24 protein-coding genes are annotated in these 23,425 nt (G+C 74.1%); 6 read left to right on the top strand and 18 right to left on the bottom strand.

The features are described from left to right. Window positions 1–300: 300 nt before the first annotated feature. The 15 genes from cbiE to ACFXAM_RS20690 all read right to left on the bottom strand — a co-directional run bounded on the left by cbiE (window position 301) and on the right by ACFXAM_RS20690 (window position 16,236). On the bottom strand, window positions 301–1,590 hold the full coding sequence (gene cbiE, locus ACFXAM_RS20760; RefSeq protein WP_380293277.1) for a precorrin-6y C5,15-methyltransferase (decarboxylating) subunit CbiE: 1,290 nt from the start codon (window positions 1,588–1,590) through the stop codon (window positions 301–303). A 216-nt stretch (window positions 1,591–1,806) separates the two neighbouring features. Then, a complete protein-coding gene (locus tag ACFXAM_RS20755; RefSeq protein WP_380293275.1) occupies window positions 1,807–2,460 on the bottom strand; it encodes a GNAT family N-acetyltransferase in 654 nt (217 codons plus the stop codon). A gap of 205 nt (window positions 2,461–2,665) precedes the next feature. Continuing rightward, entirely contained in the window at window positions 2,666–3,496 is an 831-nt protein-coding gene (locus ACFXAM_RS20750) for a MetQ/NlpA family ABC transporter substrate-binding protein (protein ID WP_380293273.1), read from the bottom strand. 59 nt (window positions 3,497–3,555) lie between these two features. Beyond that, window positions 3,556–4,302 carry a methionine ABC transporter permease gene (locus tag ACFXAM_RS20745; RefSeq protein WP_380293271.1) on the bottom strand — a complete coding sequence of 249 codons (747 nt, stop codon included), beginning with the start codon at window positions 4,300–4,302 and terminating at the stop codon, window positions 3,556–3,558. Then, window positions 4,299–5,339, bottom strand: a complete 1,041-nt coding sequence (locus ACFXAM_RS20740) for a methionine ABC transporter ATP-binding protein (RefSeq protein WP_380293269.1) — start codon at window positions 5,337–5,339, stop codon at window positions 4,299–4,301. Before ACFXAM_RS20740 ends, ACFXAM_RS20745 begins: the two co-directional genes overlap by 4 nt. Before the next feature lie 551 nt (window positions 5,340–5,890). After that, a complete protein-coding gene (locus ACFXAM_RS20735; RefSeq protein WP_380293267.1) occupies window positions 5,891–6,391 on the bottom strand; it encodes a GNAT family N-acetyltransferase in 501 nt (166 codons plus the stop codon). Between the two features lie 360 nt (window positions 6,392–6,751). Continuing rightward, window positions 6,752–7,009, bottom strand: a complete 258-nt coding sequence (locus ACFXAM_RS20730) for a hypothetical protein (RefSeq protein ID WP_380293265.1) — start codon at window positions 7,007–7,009, stop codon at window positions 6,752–6,754. Window positions 7,010–7,123: 114 nt separating this feature from the next. Further along, complete coding sequence (argH, locus tag ACFXAM_RS20725; RefSeq protein ID WP_380293263.1) at window positions 7,124–8,557, bottom strand: argininosuccinate lyase; 1,434 nt, start codon at window positions 8,555–8,557, stop codon at window positions 7,124–7,126. Between the two features lie 78 nt (window positions 8,558–8,635). Next, window positions 8,636–9,829: an argininosuccinate synthase gene (locus ACFXAM_RS20720; RefSeq protein ID WP_380293261.1), complete on the bottom strand. Its 1,194-nt coding sequence runs from the start codon at window positions 9,827–9,829 to the stop codon at window positions 8,636–8,638. Window positions 9,830–9,980: 151 nt separating this feature from the next. Beyond that, entirely contained in the window at window positions 9,981–10,529 is a 549-nt protein-coding gene (locus ACFXAM_RS20715) for an arginine repressor (RefSeq protein WP_380293259.1), read from the bottom strand. Window positions 10,530–10,546: 17 nt separating this feature from the next. Then, a complete protein-coding gene (locus ACFXAM_RS20710) occupies window positions 10,547–11,755 on the bottom strand; it encodes an acetylornithine transaminase (RefSeq protein WP_380293257.1) in 1,209 nt (402 codons plus the stop codon). Next, complete coding sequence (argB, locus tag ACFXAM_RS20705) at window positions 11,752–12,627, bottom strand: acetylglutamate kinase (RefSeq protein WP_380293287.1); 876 nt, start codon at window positions 12,625–12,627, stop codon at window positions 11,752–11,754. The genes ACFXAM_RS20710 and argB overlap by 4 nt, the downstream gene beginning before the upstream one ends. Before the next feature lie 87 nt (window positions 12,628–12,714). Beyond that, a complete protein-coding gene (argJ, locus tag ACFXAM_RS20700; RefSeq protein ID WP_380293256.1) occupies window positions 12,715–13,887 on the bottom strand; it encodes a bifunctional glutamate N-acetyltransferase/amino-acid acetyltransferase ArgJ in 1,173 nt (390 codons plus the stop codon). Next, a complete protein-coding gene (argC, locus tag ACFXAM_RS20695; protein ID WP_380293254.1) occupies window positions 13,884–14,912 on the bottom strand; it encodes an N-acetyl-gamma-glutamyl-phosphate reductase in 1,029 nt (342 codons plus the stop codon). The genes argJ and argC overlap by 4 nt, the downstream gene beginning before the upstream one ends. Window positions 14,913–15,012: 100 nt before the next feature. Beyond that, complete coding sequence (locus ACFXAM_RS20690; protein ID WP_380293252.1) at window positions 15,013–16,236, bottom strand: methyltransferase; 1,224 nt, start codon at window positions 16,234–16,236, stop codon at window positions 15,013–15,015. A 103-nt stretch (window positions 16,237–16,339) separates the two neighbouring features. On the opposite strand from ACFXAM_RS20690, the gene ACFXAM_RS20685 reads away from it, so the two are divergent. From ACFXAM_RS20685 to ACFXAM_RS20675, 3 genes are all read left to right on the top strand, one after another. Beyond that, window positions 16,340–16,744 carry a VOC family protein gene (locus ACFXAM_RS20685; RefSeq protein ID WP_380293250.1) on the top strand — a complete coding sequence of 135 codons (405 nt, stop codon included), beginning with the start codon at window positions 16,340–16,342 and terminating at the stop codon, window positions 16,742–16,744. A gap of 21 nt (window positions 16,745–16,765) precedes the next feature. Next, window positions 16,766–17,140, top strand: coding sequence for an RNA-binding S4 domain-containing protein (locus tag ACFXAM_RS20680; protein ID WP_380293248.1), 375 nt, complete (start codon window positions 16,766–16,768; stop codon window positions 17,138–17,140). 145 nt (window positions 17,141–17,285) lie between these two features. Further along, window positions 17,286–17,537: a hypothetical protein gene (locus ACFXAM_RS20675; protein WP_380293246.1), complete on the top strand. Its 252-nt coding sequence runs from the start codon at window positions 17,286–17,288 to the stop codon at window positions 17,535–17,537. A gap of 75 nt (window positions 17,538–17,612) precedes the next feature. On the opposite strand, the gene ACFXAM_RS20670 is transcribed toward ACFXAM_RS20675, so the two are convergent. Both ACFXAM_RS20670 and ACFXAM_RS20665 read right to left on the bottom strand, forming a co-directional pair. Then, window positions 17,613–18,122 (bottom strand): FBP domain-containing protein, encoded by a 510-nt coding sequence (locus ACFXAM_RS20670; protein ID WP_380293244.1) that lies wholly within the window; start codon window positions 18,120–18,122, stop codon window positions 17,613–17,615. Window positions 18,123–18,224: 102 nt separating this feature from the next. Next, window positions 18,225–19,112 (bottom strand): SAM-dependent methyltransferase, encoded by an 888-nt coding sequence (locus ACFXAM_RS20665; RefSeq protein WP_380293242.1) that lies wholly within the window; start codon window positions 19,110–19,112, stop codon window positions 18,225–18,227. Between the two features lie 275 nt (window positions 19,113–19,387). Between ACFXAM_RS20665 and ACFXAM_RS20660 the strand changes: the two genes are divergently transcribed. Then, window positions 19,388–20,290 carry a polysaccharide deacetylase family protein gene (locus ACFXAM_RS20660; protein WP_380293240.1) on the top strand — a complete coding sequence of 301 codons (903 nt, stop codon included), beginning with the start codon at window positions 19,388–19,390 and terminating at the stop codon, window positions 20,288–20,290. A gap of 33 nt (window positions 20,291–20,323) precedes the next feature. Continuing rightward, window positions 20,324–21,322, top strand: coding sequence for a ketopantoate reductase family protein (locus ACFXAM_RS20655; protein ID WP_380293238.1), 999 nt, complete (start codon window positions 20,324–20,326; stop codon window positions 21,320–21,322). 41 nt (window positions 21,323–21,363) lie between these two features. Here the strand turns inward: ACFXAM_RS20655 and ACFXAM_RS20650 are convergent, their stop codons facing one another. Beyond that, entirely contained in the window at window positions 21,364–22,182 is an 819-nt protein-coding gene (locus ACFXAM_RS20650) for an SDR family NAD(P)-dependent oxidoreductase (RefSeq protein WP_380293236.1), read from the bottom strand. Between the two features lie 294 nt (window positions 22,183–22,476). Between ACFXAM_RS20650 and ACFXAM_RS20645 the strand changes: the two genes are divergently transcribed. After that, window positions 22,477–23,346, top strand: a complete 870-nt coding sequence (locus ACFXAM_RS20645; protein WP_380293234.1) for a 3-hydroxybutyryl-CoA dehydrogenase — start codon at window positions 22,477–22,479, stop codon at window positions 23,344–23,346. Window positions 23,347–23,425 lie beyond the last annotated feature (79 nt).

The raw sequence follows: 23,425 nt of genomic DNA, 5'->3' as shown, positions 1-23,425 counted from the left end.
ACAACGACAAGCCGGGGCAACCGGCACGACCGCACCGGACCCTACGGCATTCTCCAGGTCCGGCGGGCGGCCCGTCGAATTGCCCACACTTCGAGCCGTACCGGTCCGTACCGCGTCAGAAAGGCGCCGGACCGACCGGATCGGGCGGGTCGGCGGAGGCCGCAGCCGTCCCGGACGCCACACTACCGGCCCGGCGGGGCCGCCTCTCGAATCGGTGTCCGGATGCGACCTGGATCACCGTCCGGGGCGGCCGGGCGATGCCGCCGCCGGGGTGCGGCGGGCGGAATCGGCACCGGGCCTTCACGCTTTCTGCTCACCCCAGAGCAGGAAGGTGCCGGGGTCGCCGACGCCGAGGCGCAGTCCGTGGCCGCCGTCGCCGCCGGGGGTGGTGGCGGGTGCGAGCAGCGGCGCGGACTGGAGCAGTGCGCCGTCGGCGCGGTAGCCGGCGTCGGCGATGGTGCGGCGGACCTCCTCCGCCTCGGCGAGGGTGCGGGCGACGGCGACGATCCGTTCGGGGCGGCGGGAGAGGACGGCGCGCACGACGTCGGGGCCGCCGGTCTCGACGACGACGGCGTCGGGTTCGGGGAGTTCGCCGAGGACGTCGGGGCCGTGGCCGTGGACGGTCTCGACCTCGACGCCGTAGCGGCGGGCGTTGACGGCGAGGCGGGCGCAGGCGGCGCGGTCGGCCTCGACGGCGACGACGGCGGCGCCGAAGCGGGCGGCCTCGACGGCGAGTGCGCCGCTGCCGGCGCCGACGGACCAGACGAGGTCGCCGGGGCGTGCGCCGAGGCGGGCGAGCACGAGCGCGCGGACGTGCGCCGGGAGCGTGTCGGGCGCGCCGGGCGTGCGCTCGGTGCCGGTGTAGGTGTCGGTGGGCAGGGCCCAGCCGCGGTCGGGGCCGGGGTAGCCGACGGGGCGTCCGGCGAGCCAGCCGGCCGCTTCGCCGGCGCCGCCGCCCTGCGGTCCGCCGCCGGGGCCGCCGGCGCTGCTGCCGCCGATGACCAGGACGACGCTGGGGTCGCGCCAGATGTGGTCGGCGACGCGGTCGGAGGTGAGGACGGTGACGTCCTCGTCGGGGGTGCCGAGGGCCTCGCAGACGACGAAGGTCCGGTGGACGCCGCGGAGCATCAGGGCGAGTTCGCTCGGTCCGGCGCCGGGGGCGGTGAGGACGGCGACCTTGGGGTGGGCGCGGCAGACGTTGGCCGCGCGGCGCAGCCGGCCGCCGTGGGCGCTGACGACCTGGGCGTCCTCCCAGGGCATGCCGGCGCGGGCGAAGGCGGCGGCGACGGAGGAGACGGCGGGCAGGACTTCGAGTTCGAGGCCGTGTTCGGGGCGGCGCAGGGTGCGGACGACGCCGAAGAAGCCGGGGTCGCCCTCGGCGATGACGACGGCGGCGCCGCGGTGTTCGGCGATCCGGCGGGCGGCGAGCTGGATGCTGCCGAGGGCGATGCGTTCGGCGGCGGCCGGCACCGGGAGGGCCTTGAGCTGGTAGGGGGCGCCGGCCACCAGGGTGGCTGCGGCGAGGGCCGCGGCGGCGGCCTCGGTCAGCGGCGTGCCGTCCCACCCGATGACCGTGATCCGGTCAGCCATCTGCGGCTGTCTCCCTCGCCGTCCGTGCACCGTCAGGCGCCGCACACCGGCGCCGGTCAGAGGCTACCGGGTGTGATCCCCCCGGCGCGGACATCTCGCACACCTGTGCCCGGCGAGGCGCGCGACACGCGGCGCGGCCGGGGCGCGGGAGCCGAGGATCGGGAGCCGGGGATCTGGGGTCGGCGGCCGGGGGTCGGCGGCCGGGGCGCGGCGGGTTCAGTCGCGCAGGACGTAGCGGTCGCCGCCGGCCCAGGCGGGGGCGGGTGCCTCGGGGGCTTCGAGGTCCTCGGGCAGCAGGCTCCACAGGATGAGGTCGCTGCGGCTCTCGGCCCCGGACGCCTCCGCCTCGTCGGCGGCGCCGGACTCGCCGCGCACTATCCAGGCGCTGCGCAGCACGCCCTCGCTGATGCCGCCGATCTTCTGGGCGACCTGCTGGGCGGCGGTGTTGCCGGCGGCGGTGCGCAGTTCCAGGCGCTGGAAGCCGCGGTCCTCGAAGAGCCACTGGGCGACGCCGAGGACGGCTTCGGGGGCGTAGCCCTCGCCGCGGGCCCAGGCGGCGGTGACGAAGGAGATCTCGGTGGAGCGCAGCCGCCAGTCGGTGTGGCGCAGTTCGACGAGGCCGACGAGGCGCTGGGTGAGGTGTTCGGTGACGGCGAGGACGATGCCGTGGCCGGCGGCGCGGTGGGCGGGGGCGAGGGTGCGGACCAGGTCGAGGGCGTGGGCCTCGGTGAAGGGGTGGGGCCGGTCGGTCCAGGCCAGGACGAGTTCGTCGGCCATCATGGCGGCCAGGCCGGGGGCGTCGTCCTCCGCAAGCGGGCGCAGCAGCAGCCGTTCGGTGCTGATGGCGGTCTCGGGGAAGCTCGCTGCCATGCCGTCTCTCCTCGCCGGGTCGTGGACACACCGTACGCCTCGCCGGTGCCGGGTGGTCACGCGGTGCACGGACCGGACGACGGTACGTCAGATGTGGGCCTGTCGGACCGTCACTGGTGCATACTGCCCGACCGGGCCCCCGCCTGGTTGCGGCGGGGGCCCGGTGGTGTCCGGCGGGACGGGTCGGTGGTGCGCTCGGCGTGGATCAGAACGCCGGGATGACGGCGCCCTGGAAGGTGTCGTCGATGTACTTCTTGACCTCGGGCGAGTGGAGCAGCTCGGCGAGCTTCTTGACCCGCGGGTCGTTCTCCTTGCCCTGCTTGACGGCGAGGATGTTGGCGTAGGGGTTGCCCTCGGCCTTCTCCAGGATCAGCGAGTCGCTGGTGGGCTTGAGGCCGGCGTCGAGGGCGTAGTTGCCGTTGATGACGGCGGCGTCGAGGTCGTCGATGGAGCGGGGCAGCTGGGCGGCCTCCAGCTCCTTCCACTTGAGGTTCTTCGGGTTGCCGGTGACGTCGGCGGGGGTGGCGGCGGTGCCGACGCCGGCCTTGAGGGTGATGAGGTTGTTGTCGGCGAGGAGCTTGAGCGCGCGGCCCTCGTTGGTGGCGTCGTTGGGCAGGCCGACGGTGGCGCCGTCCTTGATGTCGCCGACGGCCTTGGCCTTCTTGGAGTAGAGGCCGAGGGGCTCCAGGTGGACCGTCTCGACGGAGACGATCTGGGTGCCGTGCTTCTTGTTGAAGTCCTCCAGGTACGGCACGTGCTGGAAGTAGTTGGCGTCGGCCGAGCCGTCCTGCACCGCCGTGTTGGGGGTCACGTAGTCGGTGACCTCCTTGATGGTGAGCTTGAGGCCGGCCTTGTCCGCGAGGTTGTCCTTGACGTACTTGAGGATCTGCCCGTGGGGGGTGGGGCTGGCGACGACGGTGAGCGGCGCGTTCGGGTCCGAGGAGGACTTCGAGTCGCCGTTGCTGCCGCAGGCGGCGAGGGAGAGGGCGATGCCGGCGGTGGCGAGGACGCTGGTGAACTTCAGGGCGTTGCGCACGAAAAGTGCCTTTCTGCGTGATGCGGGGAGCCGGGTCCGGGGTTCGGACGCCGGGTGGTCTAGGGGGCGACGAGGTCGTCGCCGGGGCCGGCCGGGGCGGCGGGGACGCGGCCGCGCGGGCGGAGCAGGCGGGTCCGCCCGCCGGCGCGGCCGCGGTGGGCGAGGGAGCGGACGGCCCAGTCGCCGAGCAGCTGCACGACGGTGACGATGATCACCAGTTCGGCGACGATGATCCACATGAAGGCGGTCTCGAAGCGGAAGTAGCCGTAGTTGATGGCGAGGGTGCCGAGGCCGCCGCCGCCGACCGCGCCGGCCATGGCGGAGTAGCTGATCAGGGTGATGATCGTGGTGGTGACGGAGGCCACCAGGCCGGGCAGGGCTTCGGGGATCAGCGTCTTGCGCACGATGGTCCAGGCGGAGCCGCCCATCGCCTGGACGGCCTCGACCAGGCCGCGGTCGACCTCGCGCACGGAGGTCTCGACGAGGCGGGCGAAGAACGGGATCGCGCCGATGGTGAGCGGCACGGTCGCGGCCTGCCAGCCGATGGAGGTGCCGACCAGCCAGCGGGTGAAGGAGATCAGGGCGATCATCAGGATGATGAACGGCACCGAGCGGGCGATGTTGACGACGGCGCCGAGCACCTTGTTGACGGGCAGGTTCTGCAGCAGGCCGCCCTTGTCGGTGACGACCAGCAGCACGCCGAGCGGCAGTCCGAGCAGGACGGTGCCGACGGTGGCGGCGCCGACCATCTGGAGGGTCTCCCAGGTGGCGGGCCACATCAGTTCCTGCATCTGGTCCCAGGTCATGCGTCCGCTCCCTTCGTCGTCGCGGTGAGGGTGGTGTCGAGGACGTCGACCTGGAGGCCCTGCTCGCGCAGGAAGCCGATGGGCACCACGTTGTCCTGGTGGCTGCCGGGCAGTTCGACCCGCATCCGGCCGACCATGCGCCCGGCGATGGTCTCGACGGCGGCGCCGAGGATGTTGATGTCGATCTGGTAGGTGCGGGCGAGCTGGGAGACGAAGGGCTGGGCGGGGGTGTCGCCCTGGAAGGTGATCTCCAGCACGGTGGCGCCGGGGTGGCCGGTGCCGAACTCGCCGAGCGGGAAGAGCTCGCGGGCGAGCTCGGAGTCGGGGACGGCGAGCAGGTCGGTGAGGGCGCCGGACTCGACGACCCGTCCGCCGCGCATCAGGGCGGCGGAGTCGCAGACGGTCTTGATGACGTCCATCTCGTGGGTGATCAGCAGCACGGTGAGGCCGAGCTGCTGGTTGAGCTCGCGCAGCAGCTTGAGGATGGAGCGGGTGGTCTCGGGGTCGAGCGCGGAGGTGGCCTCGTCGGAGAGCAGCACCTTGGGGTCGCCGGCTAGGGCGCGGGCGATGCCGACGCGCTGCTTCTGGCCGCCGGAGAGCTGGCCGGGGTAGCTGCGGGCCTTGTCGGCGAGGCCGACGAGGTCGAGCAGTTCGGCGGCCTTGCGGCGGCGTTCGGTGCGGTCCAGGCCGATGATCTCCAGCGGGAGTTCGACGTTCTGCTGGACGGTCCGGGAGGCGAGCAGGTTGAAGTGTTGGAAGACCATGCCGATCCGGCGGCGGGCCTCGCGCAGTTCCCGGCCGGCCCGGTTCTCGCCGCCGGACAGGGCGGTGAGTTCGACGCCGTCCACGGTGACGGTGCCGGAGCTGGGGCGCTCCAGCATGTTGACGCAGCGGATGAGGGTGGACTTGCCGGCGCCGCTGGTGCCGACGACTCCGTAGACCTCGCCGGGGCGGACGTGGAGGTCGACGCCCGCGAGGGCGGTCACCTCGCGGCCGCGGGAGCGGTAGACCTTGGTGAGGTCCGTGGTGGTGATCACAGCTGCTTCCGTGGGTCGGGGCGGGCGGCGTGCGGCCGCCGTACCGGGGGTGCGGTGGGCGGCGCGCGACGGCGCCACGTGCCGTGGGGATGCGAACCCGCCGTCCCTTGATCGTCGCCGCCGGGCGGCCGGGCCGCGCGACGGCGTGGCCCTTACGAGTCACCGGCCGTCCGCGGGCGGGCGGGCAGGCGGGAGGAGGGGGGACGGCAGGACGGGCGCGCTCGCACGGGGACGGCAGCGGCGCCGGGTTCTCGCTTCGGGGCGCGAGGGAGGGGCACTCTCAGCGGGTGCCGGGGGCGATGGCCCTCAGCGGTGACACATTCGACGGCACATGGCACGCTCACCTGCCGGCAGTGTGCCGGTGGGGGTCCATTTCGTCGTCGCAGTCATGTGAGCCAGTAAAACAGATGGGCCGGGGTACGCCCAATTGTCCGCACGGGCTGTCCGCAATGCGGACACCTGGGGCGGTGAGCTGGGGTGACGCGGCTCGGCGCCGCCACCGGGGGTCCGGATGGTGGCGGCGCCGGCGGGAACCGGGACGGCCGGGGCGTTCAGGCGGTGGCGGCGAGCGGGGCGGCGGCGGGCTTCTCCAGGTGGACCAGGGTGACCCGGCCGCTGACCTGTTCGACGGTGGTCCGCCGGTAGCCCTGGCGGGCGTAGAGGCGCAGGTTGCCGAGGCTGCGGTCGCCGGTGAAGAGCTGGTAGGAGGTCACCGCGCCGTCCTGGGCGAGGCGCTGTTCGAGGGCTTCCAGCAGGCGGCCGCCGAGGCCGTGGCGCTGCATGCGCGGGTGGACGACCAGGCGCCCTATCCGCCCGACGCCGTCGGGGCCGCGCACGCCGCGCACGGTGCCGACGATCTCCTCGCCGAGGCGGGCGACCAGGACGTGCTGCTCGGTCAGTTCGGTGCGCAGGCTCTCCAGGGTCTGGGTCAGCGGCTCGATGGCCCAGTCCCCGTAGAGTTCGGCCTCGCTCTGGTAGCCGAGGTACTGGAGCTTGAGGATCTGCTCCGCGTCGTTCGTGTCGGCGGTCGAAATGATGACGCTCATGCCCATGTGCGGGGGCCTCCCCATCCTTGTGCCGGCGCGTGGACGTGAGGGTGTCGCACCGGGTCCCTGCCGGAGGTGTTGTCCCGGCCGGGGATCCGCCCAGACCGGGGTGGCGCACGAACGTACCAGCCCGCACGGCCCTGTGGGGCCGTGTCGGCGGCGGCACGCTCACGGTCAGTATCGGGGCGGGCGCGTCACCGTCAAGAGCGGCGTTCGCCAGCGCCTTACCCGCGCGTCAGCTGCCCTCAACCTCGTGGCCGCCGGACGTGGCGAGGGTCACGCCCGCCCGGGCGGCGGGCGTGGCGGACGTCACGTCCGGTCGGGTGAGCGGCGGGGGCCGGGCGGGGCGGGTCACGGCGGCCCGGGTCAGGCGTGGCGCTCGGCGTGCAGCAGGGCGCGCAGGCAGGCGAGGCAGCGGGCGCGGGTGGGGCCGATGGAGCCGCGGGGCATGCCGAGGCGGCGGGAGAGTTCGCGGTAGGTCGGCGGCGGGTCCTCGGTGAGGGCGGCGACCAGTTGCGGGCAGCGGCCGGGCAGGGCGGCGACGGCCTCGTGGACGAGGCGGCGGCGCAGCCCGGCGAGGACCTCGTCCTCGGCGGACGGGTGGGACGGGGGGTCGGTGCGCATACCGTGCTTGACCCGGCGGGGGCCGGGCCGGTTACGGCCGTGCGGTGGCGTGCGCGCGGGAGGGGCGCGGCGGTCGGTCCGCCACGCCCCTCCCCCGGGTGCTCGGGGCCGCGCTCAGCCGGTGACCCACGTCTGCTGGGCGGCCAGGTCGGCCTTGACCTCGGCGAGCTGGACGGCGACGGCGTCGGGGGCGGTGCCGCCGCGGCCGTTGCGGGAGGCGATCGCACCGTGGACGCTGAGCACGGTGCGGACCTCGGGGGTGAGGTGCTCGGAGATGGCGGCGAACTGCTCGTCCGTCAGGTCGGCGAGTTCGATGCCGTGGGCCTCGCACTCCTTGACGCAGGCGCCGGCGACCTCGTGGGCGACCCGGAACGGCACGCCCTGCTTGACGAGCCATTCGGCGATGTCGGTGGCGAGGGAGAAGCCGGCCGGGGCGAGCTCTTCGAGGCGCTCGCGGTGGACGGTGAGGGTGGCCATCATGCCGGTGAAGGCGGGCAGCAGGACTTCGAGGGTGTCGCAGGAGTCGAAGACCGGCTCCTTGTCCTCCTGGAGGTCGCGGTTGTAGGCGAGCGGGAGGGCCTTGAGGGTGGCGAGCAGGCCGGTGAGGTTGCCGATGAGCCGGCCGGACTTGCCGCGGGCGAGCTCGGCGATGTCGGGGTTCTTCTTCTGCGGCATGATCGACGAGCCGGTGGAGAAGGCGTCGTGGAGCGTGATGAAGCCGAACTCCTTGGTGTTCCAGATGATCACCTCCTCCGCGATCCGGGAGAGGTTGATCCCGATCATCGCGGTGACGAAGGCGAATTCGGCGACGAAGTCGCGCGAGGCGGTGCCGTCGATGGAGTTGCCGACGGAGCCGCCCTCGAAGCCGAGGTCGGCGGCCACGGCCTGCGGGTCGAGGCCGAGCGAGGAGCCGGCCAGCGCACCGGAGCCGTAGGGGGAGACGGCGGTGCGGGCGTCCCACTGGCGCAGCCGCTCGGCGTCGCGGCCGAGGGCCTGCACGTGCGCGAGGACGTGGTGGGCGAAGAGGACCGGCTGGGCGTGCTGGAGGTGGGTGCGGCCCGGCATGGCGGTGTCCGGGTGGGCCTCGGCTAGGCCGACCAGGGCGTGCTGGAGGTCGAGCAGCAGGGCGCCGATGGTCTTCGCGTGGTCCCGCAGGTACATCCGGAAGAGGGTGGCGATCTGGTCGTTGCGCGAGCGGCCGGCCCGCAGCTTGCCGCCGAGGTCGGGGCCGAGGCGCTCCAGCAGGCCCCGCTCCAGGGCGGTGTGGACATCCTCGTCGGCGATGGTGCCGGTGAAGGTGCCGGCCTCGACGTCGGCGAGCAGCCGGTCGAGTCCGTCGTGCATCGCGGCGAGTTCGCCGTCGTCGAGCAGGCCGGCCCCGTGCAGCACGCGGGCGTGGGCCTTGGAGCCGGCGATGTCGTAGGGGGCGAGGCGCCAGTCGAAGTGCACCGAGGCGGAGAGCCTGGCCAGGGCCTCGGACGGGCCGTCGGCGAAGCGGGCGCCCCAGAGGCGGACGTCGCCACCGGAGGCGGTCTGGTCGGCGGACATCGCTGGCTCCTTACTGACGTGCGGGAAGTGCGGGTGGGGGGCGGCCCCGGCCGGGTGCGGCCGGGGCCGGGTGCGGGCTCAGCCCAGGTCGCGGCGGGCGGCGATCTTCGAGGAGAGGCCGAAGATCTCGATGAAGCCCTTGGACATCGACTGGTCGAAGGTGTCGCCGGTGTCGTAGGTGGCGAGGTTGAAGTCGTAGAGCGACTGCTCGGACTTGCGGCCGTTGACGACGGCCCGGCCGCCGTGCAGGACCATCCGGATGTCGCCGGAGACGTGCTGGTTGGCCTCGTCGACGAAGCCGTCGAGGGCGCGCTTGAGCGGGGAGAACCACAGGCCGTCGTAGACCAGTTCGGCCCAGCGCTGCTCGACCTGCCGCTTGTAGCGGGCGAGTTCGCGCTCGACGGTGACGTTCTCCAGCGCCTGGTGGGCGGTGATCAGGGCGATCGCGCCGGGGGCCTCGTAGATCTCCCGGGACTTGATGCCGACCAGCCGGTCCTCGACCATGTCGAGGCGGCCCACGCCCTGGGCGCCGGCCCGCTTGTTGAGCTCCTCGATGGCCTGCAGGACGGTGACCTTGCGGCCGTCGATCGCGACCGGGACGCCGGCCTCGAAGGTGATGACCACCTCGTCGGCCTCGCGCGGGGTGGCCGGGTTCTGGGTGTACTCGTAGACGTCCTCGATCGGGGCGTTCCAGATGTCCTCCAGGAAGCCGGTCTCGACGGCCCGCCCGAAGACGTTCTGGTCGATCGAGTACGGGGACTTCTTGGTGGTGGCGATCGGCAGGCCCTTGGCCTCGGCGAAGGCGATGGCCTTGTCCCGGGTCATCGCGTAGTCGCGGACCGGGGCGATGCACTTGAGGCCCGGGGCGAGGGAGTTGATGCCGACCTCGAAGCGGACCTGGTCGTTGCCCTTGCCGGTGCAGCCGTGGGCGACGGTGGTGGCGCCGTGCTTCTGCGCGGCGGCGACCAGGTGCTTGACGATGACCGGCCGGGACAGGGCGGACACCAGCGGGTACTCGCCCTGGTAGAGGGCGTTGGCCTTGAGGGCCGGCAGGCAGTACTCGTCGGCGAACTCCTCGCGGGCGTCGGCGACCTCGGCCTCGACGGCACCGCAGTCCAGCGCGCGCTGGCGGATGACGTCCAGGTCCTCGCCGCCCTGGCCGACGTCGACGGCGACGGCGATGACCTCCGCGCCCGTCTCCTCGGCGATCCAGCCGATGCAGACGGACGTGTCCAGACCGCCCGAGTAGGCGAGTACGACGCGCTCGGTCACGGCTTTCTCCTTCACAACTGTGCGAACAGGCTTACGGCGATAGGCATAAGTATGCACTACTCCGTATGAAACTCAAAACCCCGTGGCCGAGGAGTTCCGGATACGCCGGTGGGCCCGGCCGGAGCCGGGCCCACACGGGACGTACGGGGGGTTACTGCGCCTTCGCCTGGGCGAGCTGCATCAGGTGGTCGGCCAGTGCCTGGCCGCCGGCCGCGTCCCGGCTGATCAGCAGCACGGTGTCGTCGCCGGCGATGGTGCCGATGATCTCGAACACCTCCGCCTGGTCGATCGCCGAGGCCAGGAACTGCGCCGCGCCCGGCGGGGTGCGCAGCACGACCAGGTTGCCGGAGGCGGTGGCGGAGACCATGAGCTCGCCGGCCAGCCGGGCCATCCGGCCCTCGGTGGCGGACTCCCCCATCGGCGCGCGCGGGGTGCGGTCGCCGCCCTCGGCCGGGACGGCGTAGATGAGCGCGCCGTCCCGGTTGCGGATCTTCACCGCGCCCAGCTCGTCCAGGTCCCGGGAGAGGGTGGCCTGGGTGACCACGAGTCCGTCGTCGGCGAGCAGCTTGGCGAGCTGGCTCTGCGAGCGCACGGGCTGGCGGGTGAGCAGGTCCACGATCCGCCGGTGGCGCGCGGTGCGGGTCTGCGGCACCTGCGGCGACGGGCCGGCGGCGGGCTGCCCGGAGTTGGGTACGGTCATGTGATTATTCTCCCGGACTACGCGCGGTTCGCATCGTCCGGGGCGCCCTCGCGGACGGCCCGCAGCACGGCCGGCAGGGCCGCCAGGAAGGCGTCCGCCTCCTGCTCGGTGAGCACCAGCGGCGGGGCCAGGCGCACCGCGTCCGCCACTGCGGCGTTCACCAGGAAACCGGCCTCCTGGAGGCCCGCCTGCACCTTCGCCGCCACCGGCTCGGTGAGCACGATGCCCAGCAGCATCCCGGCCCCGCGCACGTGCGAGACCAGCGGGTCCGCCAGCGCCTCGACGCCGGTGCGCAGCCGCTCGCCGATCTTGCGGGCGTGCTCCAGCAGGCCCTGGGACTCGATGGTGTCGAGCACCGCGAGACCGGCCGCCGCGGCCACCGGGTTGCCGCCGAAGGTGGTGCCGTGCTGGCCCGGGGTCAGCAGGTCGGCCGCCTCGCCGAAGGCCAGCACCGCGCCCATCGGCAGGCCGCCGCCGAGCGCCTTGGCGAGCGTGACGACGTCCGGCTCGATGCCCTCGGAGGCCTGGTGGGCGAACCAGTGGCCGGTGCGGCCGATGCCGGTCTGGATCTCGTCCAGCACCAGCAGGGTGCCGGTGGCGCGGGTGATCTCGCGGGCGGCGGCCAGGTAGCCCTCGGGCAGCGGGATCGCGCCGTTCTCGCCCTGGATCGGCTCCAGGAACACCGCGGCGGTCGCCGTGGTGACGGCCGCGCGCAGCGCCTCGACGTCGCCGAACGGGACGTGCGTGACGTCGCCGGGCAGCGGGCGGAACGGGTCCTGCTTGGCGGGCTGGCCGGTGAGCGCGAGGGCGCCCATGGTGCGGCCGTGGAAGCCGCCCTCCAGGGCGACCACGTGGGTGCGGCCGGTGCGGCGGCCGATCTTGAAGGCGGCCTCGTTGGCCTCGGCGCCCGAGTTGCAGAAGAACACCCGCCCGGGGCGGCCGTCCAGGCGCAGCAAGCGCTCGGCGAGGGCGACGGTGGGTTCGGCGATGAACAGGTTGGAGACGTGGCCGAGGGTGGCGATCTGCCGGCTCACGGCCTCGACGACGGCCGGGTGGGCGGTGCCGAGGGCGTTGACGGCGATGCCGCCGAGCAGGTCGGTGTACTCCTTGCCGTCGGCGTCCCAGAGCTTGCTGCCCTCGCCGCGGACCAGCGGGATCCGGGGGGTGCCGTAGTTGTCGGTGAAGGAGTGCTGCCAGCGCTCGGTGAGCTGGGCGTTGGAAGTCATGCGAGTCCCCCGGTCACGGTCGGTTCGTCGTCGGGCACGACCATCGTGCCGATGCCCTCGTCGGTGAAGATCTCCAGCAGCAGGCTGTGCGGCACCCGGCCGTCCAGCACGCGGGCGGTGCCGACGCCGGAGCGCACCGCGCGCAGGCAGCCCTCCATCTTGGGCAGCATGCCGCTGGCCAGGGTGGGGAGCAGCTCGTCCAGCTCGGAGGCGTTGAGCTGGCTGATCACGTCGTCGGAGTTCGGCCAGTCCTTGTAGAGGCCCTCGACGTCGGTCAGCACGACGAGCATCTCGGCGCCGAGCGCGACCGCGAGGGCGGCGGCGGCGGTGTCGGCGTTGATGTTGTAGACGTGGCCGTCGGCGCCGCGGGCGATCGAGGAGATCACCGGGATGCGGCCGTCGGCGATCAGCCCCTTCACCGCGCCGGCCTCGATGTTGACGATGTCGCCGACCAGGCCGATGTCGACCTGCTCGCCGTCGACCACCGCGTAGCGCTTGACGGCGGTCATGGTGTGGGCGTCCTCGCCGGTCAGGCCGACCGCGAAGGGGCCGTGCTCGTTGAGCAGGCCGACGAGTTCGCGCTGCACCTGGCCGGCGAGCACCATCCGGACCACGTCCATGGTCTCGGGGGTGGTGACCCGCAGGCCGTTGGTGAACGAGGACTCCAGGCCGAGCCGGTCGAGCTGGGCGCTGATCTGCGGGCCGCCGCCGTGCACCACGACGGGGTGCAGGCCGGCGAAGCGCAGGAAGACGACGTCCTTGGCGAAGGCGGCCTTGAGCTCCTCGTCGACCATGGCGTTGCCGCCGAACTTGATCACCACGGTCTTGCCGTGGAAGCGCTCCAGCCACGGCAGGGCCTCGATGAGCGTCATGGCCTTGGGCAACGCGGTGTTGTTGCGGGCCTGTTCGCCCTTGGGTGCGATCTGCACAGTTCTGCTTCCCCGGCTCGATGGCGGCTGTCAGGTGGAGTAGGCGCTGTTCTCGTGCACGTAGTCGGCGGTGAGGTCGTTGGTCCACAGACTGGCCCCGGCCCCGCCCGCGTTGAGGTTCGCGGTGATGACGACCTCGCGGCCGGTCATGTCGACGAGGTCGCGGTCCTCCCCCACGCTGCCGTCGCGGCAGACCCAGACGCCGTTGATGGCGACGTCCAGGCGGTCGGGGTCGAAGGCGGCGTCGGTGGTGCCGATCGCGGCCAGCACCCGGCCCCAGTTGGGGTCCTCGCCGTGGATGGCGCACTTGAGGAGGTTGTTGCGGCTGATCACCCGGGCGACGTCGACGGCCTCCTGCTCGGTGGCGGCGCCGGTGACGTCGATCCGGATGTCCTTGCTCGCGCCCTCGGCGTCGCCGATCAGCTGGCGGGCGAGGTCGGCGCAGACGGTGCGCACGGCCTCGTCGAACTCGGCCGCGTCCGGGACGGTGCCGCTGGCGCCGGAGGCGAGCAGCAGCACGGTGTCGTTGGTGGACATGCAGCCGTCGGAGTCGATCCGGTCGAAGGTGGTGCGGGTGGCGCCGCGCAGCGCCGCGTCCAGGGCGGCGGCGTCGGCGTCGGCGTCGGTGGTGAGCACGACCAGCATGGTGGCCAGGCCCGGGGCGAGCATGCCGGCGCCCTTGGCCATGCCGCCGACCGTCCAGCCGGCCGGGCTGGTGACCTGCGCGGTCTTGTGCACGGTGTCGGTGGTCTTGATGGCGATCGCGGCCTGCTCGCCGCCGGTGGCGCTGAGCGCGGCGGCGGCGGTGGTGACGCCGGGCAGCAGGATGTCCATCGGCAGGCGCACGCCGATCAGGCCGGTGGAGGCGACGGCCACCTCGCCGGCGTTGAGCTCCAGCTCCCCGGCCACCTTCTCGGCGGTGGCGTGGGTGTCCTGGAAGCCGAGCGGGCCGGTGCAGGCGTTGGCGCCGCCGGAGTTGAGGACGACGGCGGAGACCGTGCCGCCCTTGAGGACCTGCTCGGACCAGAGCACGGGGGCGGCCTTGACCCGGTTGGAGGTGAAGACGCCGGCGGCGGCGAGCGAGGGGCCGTCGTTGACGACCAGCGCCAGGTCGGGGGTGCCGGAGGCCTTGATCCCGGCGGTGACGCCGGCGGCCCGGAAGCCCTGGGCGGCGGTGACGCCGACGTTCTGGTGGTCGGTCACGGTGCGACTCCGTTCACGGGAAGGCCCAGCTCCTCGGGCAGTCCGAGGGCGATGTTCATGCTCTGCACCGCACCGCCGGCGGTGCCCTTGACCAGGTTGTCGATCGCGCTGATCGCCACGATCCGCCCGGCGGCCGCGTCCAGGGCGACCTGCACCAGGGCGGCGTTGGAGCCGTAGACGCTGCTGGTCTGCGGCCACTGGCCCTCGGGCAGCAGGTGCACGAACGGCTCGTCGCCGTACGCCTCGGCGTAGGCGGCCCGCAGCTGCTCGGCGCCGACCCCGGGCTTCGCCTTGGCGGAGCAGGTGGCGAGGATGCCGCGCGGCATCGGGACCAGGGTGGGGGTGAAGGAGACGGTGACCGGCTCGCCCGCGAGCGGGGTGAGGTTCTGGGACATCTCCGGGGTGTGCCGGTGGACGCCGCCGACGCCGTAGGCGCTGACGCTGCCCATCACCTCGCTGCCGAGCAGGTGGGTCTTGGCGGCCTTGCCGGCGCCGGAGGTGCCGGAGGCGGCGACCACCACCGCCTCGGGCTCGGCCAGGCCCGCCGCGTAGGCGGGGAACAGGGCGAGCGAGACGGCCGTCGGGTAGCAGCCGGGGACGGCGATGCGGTTGCTGCCCTTGAGCGCGGCGCGGTGGCCGGGCAGCTCGGGCAGGCCGTAGGGCCAGGTGCCGGCGTGCGCGGAGCCGTAGAACTGCTCCCAGTCGGCGGCGGCCTTGAGCCGGAAGTCCGCGCCGCAGTCGACGACCAGCACGTTCTCGCCGAGCGCCTCGGCGACGGCGGCGGACTGGCCGTGCGGCAGCGCCAGGAACACCACGTCGTGGTCGGCCAGCACCTCCGGGGTGGTCGGCTCCAGGACCCGGTCGGCCAGCGGCAGCAGGTGCGGCTGGAGCAGCCCGAGGCGGGTGCCCGCGTTCGAGCCGCCGGTCAGCGCCCCGATCTCCACCTCGGGGTGGCCGAGCAGCAGGCGCAGCACCTCACCGCCCGCGTACCCGCTCGCGCCGGCGACGGCGACTCGCAATGCCATGGCGTTCCTCCTTCGTCGTGGCATGAATATACGCAGCACGGAACATTCATGCAAGGAGTATGCGCGGGGCCGCCCCGGCCCGGGGGCGGCGCCGGGGTGCTCAGCGCTTGACGGCCCTGAGCACCACGAACTTCGGATTGCCCGCGACCGTCCGGCAGTTGCCGAACAGGCGGCGCAGCTTGACGTGGTAGCCGAGGTGGCGGTTGCCGACCACCCACAGCTCTCCGCCGGGGCGCAGCGCGCGACGGGCGCCGGTGAACATCCGCCAGGCGGTGGCGTCGGTGGTGGCCTGGTGGGAGTGGAACGGCGGGTTGTTGAGCACGAGGTCCACCGAGCCGGCCGGCACCCCGGCGTCGTCGAGCGCGTCGGCGGTCAGGAACTCGGCGGGGGCCTCCGGGCCGAGGTTGGCGCGGAAGGTCTCCTCGGCGGAGGCGACCGCCTGGTGGGACTCGTCGACGAAGACCAGTTCGGCGCCGGGGGCGGCGAGGGCGGCGGCGGTGCCGACCACGCCGTTGCCGCAGCCGAGGTCGACGACGCGGGCGCCGGGGGCGGCGGTGGGCAGGTGGGCGAGGAGGAAGCGGGTGCCGATGTCCAGGCGGTCGGCGCAGAAGGTGCCGGCGTGGTTGACCACGGTGCGGCCCGAGACCGGGCCGATGCCGGCGGGCAGGGCGTAGCGGTGCGGCCAGGGGTTGGGCCCGGGCTCGCGCGCCGGGTCGGGGGTGCACAGGATCAGCCGGGCCTTGCGGACGGCGAGCGAGGTGCGGGTGGGGCCGAGGATCCGCTCGAAGAGCTGCAGGGTGGAGGTGTGGATCTCGGTGGTCATGCCGGTGCCGAGGACCACGGTGTCCGGGTGGAGGGCCGGGGCGAGCCGGTGCAGCTGGTCCTCCAGCAGGGCGAGGCTCTTGGGGACGCGCACCAGCAGGACGTCGGTGCGCCCGGGCGGGGTGTCACGGGTGGTGAGCAGCCGGGCGGCGGCGGGGTCGGCGCCGGCCCGGGCGAGGTTGGTCCCGGTGGCGCACCGGGCGAGGTGCGAGTCGCTGATCTGGGTGATCGCGGCGGGGGCGTCGGCGGCGGGGGCGGTGGCGAGCGCGGTGGTCAGCGCCCCCCAGCGGTCGCCGAGGACGGTGACGGCGCGCCCGGCCAGGGCGGTGGGCCGGCCCTCGGCGGAGTCGCTCTCGCCGGCCAGGTGCCGCAGCAGGTACTCGTCGGCGGCGTCCCAGGCGCGCAGCCGCTCGCGCGGGTCCTCCGGGTGGCGGGTGAGGTCGAGGGTGCCCCACGGGGTCGGGAAGGGGGTCGCGGCGGCGGTGGTGGCGAGGTGGTTCATCGCCGCCCAGGCTAGCCGACCGGCGCGGGCCGGCCGACCGGCGCCCGCGCGCGCGGAGGGGCGGCGGCCGATACTGGGAGGGCCCGACGGAAGGGGCGCAGCCATGGACTGGAAGCTCGAAGTGGTGGTGGTCCCGGTCACGGACGTCGATCGGGCGAAGCTCTTCTACGAGGAGCAGGCCGGCTTCACCGTCGACCACGACAGCCGGATCCGGGACGGGGTGCGGGTGGTGCAGCTGACGCCGCCCGGCTCCAGTTGTTCGATCGTGCTGGGCACGGGGCTGACGGACGCGCCGGCGGGCTCGCTGAAGGGGCTGCAGCTGGTGGTGCCGGACATCGACCGGGCGCACGCGGAGCTGGTGGCGCGGGGCGTGGAGGTGAGCCCGGTGCAGCACTTCGAGGACGGCGACCGGGTGGACGGGCGCGGCGAGCTGTGGAACTCGTTCGTGTTCTTCAGCGATCCGGACGGCAACGGCTGGGCCGTGCAGGAGGCGCCCGGGCGGCGCTGAGGCAGGCTCTAAGCTCGGAGGATGGTCGAAGACGAGGGAAGCGTCCGGGTGGACAGCTGGATCTGGTCGGTGCGGCTGGCCCGGACGCGGTCGGCCGCGGCGGCGGCGTGCAAGGCCGGGCACGTGCGGGTCAACGGCGAGCGGGCCAAGCCCGCGCAGGCGCTGAAGCCGGGCGACGAGGTCCGGGTGCGCCTGGAGGGCTGGGAGCGGGTCGTGGTGGTGACGAAGCTGATCCGCAAGCGGGTCGGCGCGGGCGTCGCGGCGGAGTGTCTGGTGGACAACAGCCCGCCGCGGCCGGCGCGCGAGTTCGTCGCCGCGCCGGGCGTGCGCGACCGGGGCGCCGGGCGGCCGACCAAGCGCGACCGCCGCGAGATGGACGATCTGCGCCGCCGGTGAACCCTTCGCGGGCGCGTCGCGCAAGGCCACGGCAGGTTCCTGCCGAATTGGTCTCGACCATTGCCCGCGGTCCGGGCACCGGAGAACACTCGCCGCGAAGCGCCGGGCGGGCAGTCCGGCGCTCACGTCCGAGGAAGGCACCGGCATGGCATTGCGCAAGGCGGTTTCCACCATGGCTCTGGCCGGCCTGCTCGCGGCGGGCGGTCTGATGGCCGCCCCCGCCGCCCAGGCATCCACCACCAGGACGACCGGCTACGTCTACGTGGGCATGTACCCGAGCGGTGAGGCGTGCCACGCCGCCGGCAAGGCGTACGTGGCCCGGGGCCAGGCGGTCTCGTACTTCTGCGACGTCCTCGACTTCTCCCCGTTCACGGCCCGGCTGTCCATCTGGGCCTGACCGCCGCACGGCGGGCGGGCCCGGCGGTGCACCCCGCCGCCGGGCCCGCCGGTGGGCCGGGGGCGCCGCTGCCGCTCAGGCGACCGGGGACTCGCTGCGCACCTGGGTCAGGAAGGCGTCCAGGTTGGCCACCGTGCGGGCGATCTGCTCCTCCAGCGGGAGCGACTCGTTGGGCCGGGTGACCGACGCGGACTTCTTGCGCCCGCGCACGTAGAGCGAGCAGGCGAGGTCCGCGCAGATGTAGCTGCCGACGCTGTTGCCCTCCCGGCCCGCCGCACCGGCCCGGCGGGCGGTGAGCAGCGCGACGCCGGAGCCCGCGTGGGCCGTGACGCACAGCGAGCACACATTGGTCTTGGTCAGGCTGCGCCGGAACGAGGGCACCCGCAGGGTGACGCCGACCAGCTCGCCGCGGTGCTCGGCGACGAGGTAGGCGCGGTCGGGCGCACCCTGGTCCCGCCAGCCGAGGAAGTCCAGCTCGTCCCACGGGAGTTCGGCCAGCCCCCGGGGCAGGTTCAGCCGGCGCGCCTCGCCCTTGGAACAGTTGACGAAGGACGCACGGATCTCGGGGTCGTTCAGTGCACGCATGCCCGGCAAGCTAACACCGCCCGCCCCCGCCCGTCGCCCGATTTTTCCGGTACCGCACCCCCGCCGCCGCCCGCGGCGCGGGCGGCGGCAGCGGCCCGGCGGTCATCCGCGCTTGAAGGCGACACCCGCGTAGGCGGAGACGTCCTGCCAGCCCTCGGGGAGGTCGGCGGTGCGGATGTGACCGGCGTCGGGGCGCCACAGCGGGAGCTGGACCAGGCCGGGGCCGGCGAACTCGAAGTCGCCGAAGAAGGGTTCGACGGCCGCGCGCGGGCGCAGCACCAGCGGCGCGCTGGCGCTGCGGTAGACGCGGGTGCCCTCGGCGGCGCTCTCCCGGGAGGCGAAGTCGGGGCTGCCGTGCGAGAGGATCAGCGCGCTGCCGGGGGCGAGCGCGTCGCGCAGGGTGCGCACGATCCGCTCGGCGCCGTCCTCGTCGCGGATGAAGTGCAGGACGGCGACCAGCATCAGGGCGACCGGTTCGCCGAGGTCCACGGCGCCGCTCAGGGCGGGGTGGGCGAGGATCGACTCCGGATCGCGCAGGTCCGCCTCGATGACCGAGGTGTGCCCGGCCGGGTGCCCGGAGAGCAGGGCGCGCGCGTGGGTGGCCACGATCGGGTCGTTGTCGACGTAGACGACCCTGGCGTCGGGGGCGACCCGGCGGGCGACCTCGCTGGTGGAGCCGACGGCGGGGATCCCGGTGCCGATGTCGAGGAACTGCCGGATGCCCCGGCCGGCCGCGAACTCCACGGCTCGGCCGAGGAATTCGCGGTTGGTGCGGGCCATCAGCGGCAGCGCCGGATAGGCGGCGATGGCGGCCTCGGCGGCCTTGCGGTCCGCCTCGAAGTTGTCCTTGCCGCCGAGGTAGTAGTCGTACATCCGGGCCGTGTGCGGGATCCCGGTGTCGAGCTCGGTCGGCGGCTGCCAGTCGTCGGCGCGCGCCCACTCCCAGTCGGTGCCGGTCCCGCCGTAGGCCGCCGTCGTGTCCTCGCTCATCTTCCGCCCCCTGGTGTCCGCTGCGTCCGGAGCTGTTCGCCGCCGAACGGGTCCTGTTCCCCTTGCCCCGCGTCCGGCGGACTGCCGGCAGCGGCCCCCACCGCACGGTGCGCCGTGATCGTAACCGACGAAACCCCGGTGAAACAGCGGAAGTTCAGGTTTCCGCAGCATCCGAACAATGGTGTGTGTGCACGTCAACACCCCTCCGCGGGGCGGCCCGGACCGCCGCGCCCGGCGGTCGCCGCGCGGTGGCGGCGTCTCTATGCTGGCTGCCGATGACTGCCGACCGGCGCACCGTCCTGCGCACCACCGTCAAACTGGCCGCCCTCACCGCCGTCGGCGGCCTGCTCACGGCCTGCGGCGACACCGGCCGCCGCCGGACCGATCCGGGGGCCTTCGCCGTGCGCCCGGGGCCGGTGGACCCGTCGGGCACCGTGGACCCGGCCTGGGCCGGCGGCGAGGGACCGGCCTCGCCGGAGCCCGCCGCGAGCCCGGCCACCGCCTCCGCCCCGCCCGCCGTCGCGGCCGCCGCCGACACGCCGCCCACCCCGCCGGTGCTGCCGCCGCTGGCGCCGGGCACCCCGGTCGAGGTCGCGTACGGGCCGCGCTCGGGCCGCGGTGTCGCGCTGACCTTCCACGGCAGCGGCGACCCCGCGCTCGCCACCGCCCTGCTGGAGATCGCCGAGCAGCGCGGGGTGGGGCTCACCGTGATGGTCGTCGGCAGCTGGCTCGACCAGCAGCCGCAGATGGCCCGGCGGATCCTGGACGGCGGCCACGAGCTGGGCAACCACACCCAGAACCACCAGAACATCTCCACCATGACGCCGGACCGGGCGCGCGCCGAGATCGCCCAGTGTGCGGAGCGGCTGCAGCGCCTCACCGGCTCGATCGGCCGCTGGTTCCGCCCCTCGGCCGCCCAGTACGCGACGCCGATGGTGCGCGAGCAGGCGAAGGCGGTCGGGTACGAGCACGTCCTCTCCTTCGACGTCGACCCGCGCGACTACGCCGACCCGAGCGCCGCCGAGCTGCAGCGCCGGGTGCTCGGCTCGGTGCGCGGCGGCTCGGTGGTCGCCCTGCACCTGGGCCACCGCTGCACGGTCGACGCGCTGCCCGGCATCCTCGACGGTCTCGGAAAGGCCGGCCTCACCCCGGTGACCGCGAGCCGCCTGTTCGCCTGACGGCCCGCGCGGGGCCCGTGGCATGCTTCGGGGATGCGCTACATCATCGTCGGGGCGGGTGCGGTGGGCGGCACGATCGGTGCCCGGCTGCACGAGGGCGGGCACGAGGTGGTCCTGGTCGCGCGCGGCGCGCACCTGGAGGCGCTGCGCGCGCGGGGCCTGCGGTTCGGCACCCCGGAGGGGGTGCGGACGCTGCGGGTCCCGGTGGCCGGCGGGCCGCAGGAGGTGACGCTGCGGGCGGACGACGTGCTGGTGCTCGCCGTCAAGACGCAGGACACCGCCGCCGCGCTGGCCGCGTGGGCGCCGCGCCCGGTGGCCGGCGGCGGGACGGCCGCCGAGCGGCTGCCGGTGGTGTGCGCGCAGAACGGGGTGGAGAACGAGCGGCTCGCGCTGCGGCTGTTCCACGAGGTGCTGGCGATGTGCGTGTGGATGCCGTCCACCCACCTGGAGCCGGGCCGGGTGAGCGCGGGCGGCACGCCGGTCAGCGGGGTGCTGCGGCTGGGCGGCTACCCGTCCGGCACCGGCGGGCCACGGGCCGCCGCGATCGCCGCCGACCTCGCCGCGTCGGGCTTCGGCGCCCCGCTGGAGGACGACGTGATGGGCTGGAAGTACACCAAGCTGCTCGGCAACCTCGGCAACGCGCTGGACGCCGTCGCCGCAGGCACCGACGACGCCGCGCTGCACGAGCTGCGGGAGCGGGTGACCGCGGAGGGCGTCGCCGTGCTGGCGGCCGCCGGCGTCGCCCACCGGGACCCGGCCGAGCAGGCCCGCACGGTGCGCGCGTCGCTGCGCATGGAGCCGGTGGCCGGCGAGGAGCGGGCCGGTTCGTCGTCCTGGCAGAGCCTGGCCCGCGGCACCGGCTCGATCGAGGCGGACCACCTGAACGGCGAGATCGTGCTGCTGGCCCGGCTGCACGGGGCGGCGGCGCCGCTCAACGAGGCCCTGCAACGGCTGGCCGGGGAGTTCGCCCGCACCGGCCGGGCGCCGGGGTCGCTGACCGGACCGGAGCTGGCGGCGCTGCGCGCGCTGTGAGCCGTGTGCGCCCGGTTCGCCCGGCTCGCCCTGTGCGCGGCTCAGACCATCGGGTCGTCGGGCCCGTACGGGCGCAGCCGCAGGGTGCGGGCGTCCGTCTCGCGCATCCGCTCGGCGTGGCGGACGAGTTCCTCCAGGTCGTCCCGTCCGGCGTGCAGGAAGCGCCCGTGCAGCGCGTCGAAGCGCCCGCGGGCGACGTCCACGGTGACCGCGACCATGTACGGGATGGAGCCCCAGCTGGTGGTGTCGCGGAACATCGGCATGCCGGCGGTCATGTCGGTGGCGACGGCGCCGGGGCTGATGTCGAGGATCACCACGTGGTGCTCGGCGAGCGAGTCGGCGATGTTGTCGGAGAGCTGGAGCAGCGCGCCCTTGGAGGTCGCGTACGCGGTGTAGTGGCCGTCGGGGCGCAGCGCGAAGCCGGAGTTGAGGTTGACGACACGGCCTCGGCGGCGGCGGACCATGCCGGGCAGCACGCAGCGCAGCAGGTTGTAGGGGCCGCGCAGGTTGACCTCGACGACCTGCCACCACTGGTTGACGTCGGTCTCCCAGAGCGGGACCTCGGCGTGGTCGACCTGGCCGGCGTTGTTGACCAGCAGGTCGACGGGGCCGAGGTCGCGTTCGACGACGCGGACGGCTTCGCGGACCGAGCCCGGGCGGGTCACGTCGGCGGCGACGGCGACGCCGCGCGCGCCATGCCGCACGCACTCCTTGAGGGTGTCGGTGAGCGTCTCCTGGGTGCGGCCGACGAGGCCGACGGCCATGCCCTCGGCGGCCAGGCCCACGGCGAGTTCCCGGCCGATGCCGCGGCCGGCGCCGGTGACCAGCGCGACCTGTCCCGTGAGCGATCCCGTCGGCATGCCGTGCTCCCTCCGTCCGTCCGTGACCACCCGCGGTCCGGCCCCGCATTCTGTCGCCCGGCGGGCCGCACCGGCGCGGGTGAGCGCCCGCGACGCGGGCGGGCCCACCCGTTCGGGGGAAGGCGCCGCGCGGTGCCTCCGCCGGGGAGGGGATGACCTACTGGCCGGTAGGGAGTAGTAACGTCGTCGGGGCGGTGCACCGGTCCGCACATACCGGTGCTCCCGAACCGCCGGACAGCAGCAGCTGGGCCACTTGTCGCTGGGTGACCCCCAGCACCACCGAAGGGCAACTGAGTGAGTGACATCGCGCGCGTCGGAGTGATCGGCTGCGGACTCATGGGATCGGGCATCGCGGAGGTGTTCGCCCGGGCGGGGCTGGACGTCCTGGTCGCCGAGGCGAGCGGGGAGGCGCTGGAGTTCGGGCGCGCCCGGCTGACCAACTCGCTGGACACCGCCGTGAAGCGCGGCAAGCTGTCGCAGGAGGAGCGCGACGAGGCGCTGGGCCGGCTGGCGTTCACCGTCGACCTGACGGACTTCGCCGACCGCGACCTGGTGGTCGAGGCGGTCGCCGAGCGCGAGGACGTCAAGGTGAAGATCTTCGAGACGCTGGACCGGGTGGTGGAGCGCCGGGACGCGATCCTCGCCTCGAACACCTCGTCGATCCCGATCGTGAAGCTGGCCGCCGCCACCTCCCGCCCGGAGCAGGTGATCGGCCTGCACTTCTTCAACCCGGCGCCGGTGCAGAAGCTGGTCGAGGTGATCCCGACCCTGACGACCTCGGCCGCCACCACCGACCGGGTGGAGGCGTTCGCCACCGAGGTGCTGCACAAGGCCCCGATCCGCGCCCGCGACCGGGCCGGTTTCGTGGTGAACGCGCTGCTGGTGCCGTACCTGCTGTCGGCGGTGCGGATGTTCGAGTCCGGGGTGGCGACCGCCTCCGACATCGACAAGGGCATGGAGGCCGGCTGCGCCCACCCGATGGGCCCGCTGCGGCTGTGCGACCTGATCGGCCTGGACACCATCGTCTCGATCGCCGAGTCGATGTACGACGAGTACAAGGAGCCGCTCTACGCCGCTCCCCCGCTGCTGTCGCGGATGGTGGACGCGGGCCTGCTCGGCCGCAAGTCCGGCCGCGGCTTCTACGACTACACCGCCACCGCCTGACCGCCGGCGCGCCCGGCGGTCGGGCGCACGCGTCGGGGCCCGGGGGCCGCGGGCGGCGCCCGGGCCCCCCGCGCACCCG

Origin of the sequence: Kitasatospora sp. NPDC059462, assembly GCF_042749955.1 — a bacterium.
Taxonomy (GTDB): Bacteria; Actinomycetota; Actinomycetes; order Streptomycetales; family Streptomycetaceae; genus Kitasatospora.
The sequence above is the reverse complement of the archived record's forward strand: the minus strand, read 5'-3'. Positions and strand labels throughout refer to the sequence as shown.

What these genes read in the sequence shown, in the direction of transcription:
- cbiE (WP_380293277.1), bottom strand. Translation starts at nt 1,590, where the DNA reads ATGGCTGACCGGATCACGGTCATCGGGTGGGACGGCACGCCGCTGACC.
- ACFXAM_RS20755 (WP_380293275.1), bottom strand. Translation starts at nt 2,460, where the DNA reads ATGGCAGCGAGCTTCCCCGAGACCGCCATCAGCACCGAACGGCTGCTG.
- ACFXAM_RS20745 (WP_380293271.1), bottom strand. Translation starts at nt 4,302, where the DNA reads ATGACCTGGGACCAGATGCAGGAACTGATGTGGCCCGCCACCTGGGAG.
- ACFXAM_RS20735 (WP_380293267.1), bottom strand. Translation starts at nt 6,391, where the DNA reads ATGGGCATGAGCGTCATCATTTCGACCGCCGACACGAACGACGCGGAG.
- ACFXAM_RS20730 (WP_380293265.1), bottom strand. Translation starts at nt 7,009, where the DNA reads ATGCGCACCGACCCCCCGTCCCACCCGTCCGCCGAGGACGAGGTCCTC.
- argH (WP_380293263.1), bottom strand. Translation starts at nt 8,557, where the DNA reads ATGTCCGCCGACCAGACCGCCTCCGGTGGCGACGTCCGCCTCTGGGGC.
- ACFXAM_RS20715 (WP_380293259.1), bottom strand. Translation starts at nt 10,529, where the DNA reads ATGACCGTACCCAACTCCGGGCAGCCCGCCGCCGGCCCGTCGCCGCAG.
- ACFXAM_RS20710 (WP_380293257.1), bottom strand. Translation starts at nt 11,755, where the DNA reads ATGACTTCCAACGCCCAGCTCACCGAGCGCTGGCAGCACTCCTTCACC.
- argB (WP_380293287.1), bottom strand. Translation starts at nt 12,627, where the DNA reads ATGACGCTCATCGAGGCCCTGCCGTGGCTGGAGCGCTTCCACGGCAAG.
- argC (WP_380293254.1), bottom strand. Translation starts at nt 14,912, where the DNA reads ATGGCATTGCGAGTCGCCGTCGCCGGCGCGAGCGGGTACGCGGGCGGT.
- ACFXAM_RS20690 (WP_380293252.1), bottom strand. Translation starts at nt 16,236, where the DNA reads ATGAACCACCTCGCCACCACCGCCGCCGCGACCCCCTTCCCGACCCCG.
- ACFXAM_RS20685 (WP_380293250.1), top strand. Translation starts at nt 16,340, where the DNA reads ATGGACTGGAAGCTCGAAGTGGTGGTGGTCCCGGTCACGGACGTCGAT.
- ACFXAM_RS20680 (WP_380293248.1), top strand. Translation starts at nt 16,766, where the DNA reads ATGGTCGAAGACGAGGGAAGCGTCCGGGTGGACAGCTGGATCTGGTCG.
- ACFXAM_RS20675 (WP_380293246.1), top strand. Translation starts at nt 17,286, where the DNA reads ATGGCATTGCGCAAGGCGGTTTCCACCATGGCTCTGGCCGGCCTGCTC.
- ACFXAM_RS20670 (WP_380293244.1), bottom strand. Translation starts at nt 18,122, where the DNA reads ATGCGTGCACTGAACGACCCCGAGATCCGTGCGTCCTTCGTCAACTGT.
- ACFXAM_RS20665 (WP_380293242.1), bottom strand. Translation starts at nt 19,112, where the DNA reads ATGAGCGAGGACACGACGGCGGCCTACGGCGGGACCGGCACCGACTGG.
- ACFXAM_RS20660 (WP_380293240.1), top strand. Translation starts at nt 19,388, where the DNA reads ATGACTGCCGACCGGCGCACCGTCCTGCGCACCACCGTCAAACTGGCC.
- ACFXAM_RS20655 (WP_380293238.1), top strand. Translation starts at nt 20,324, where the DNA reads ATGCGCTACATCATCGTCGGGGCGGGTGCGGTGGGCGGCACGATCGGT.
- ACFXAM_RS20650 (WP_380293236.1), bottom strand. Translation starts at nt 22,182, where the DNA reads ATGCCGACGGGATCGCTCACGGGACAGGTCGCGCTGGTCACCGGCGCC.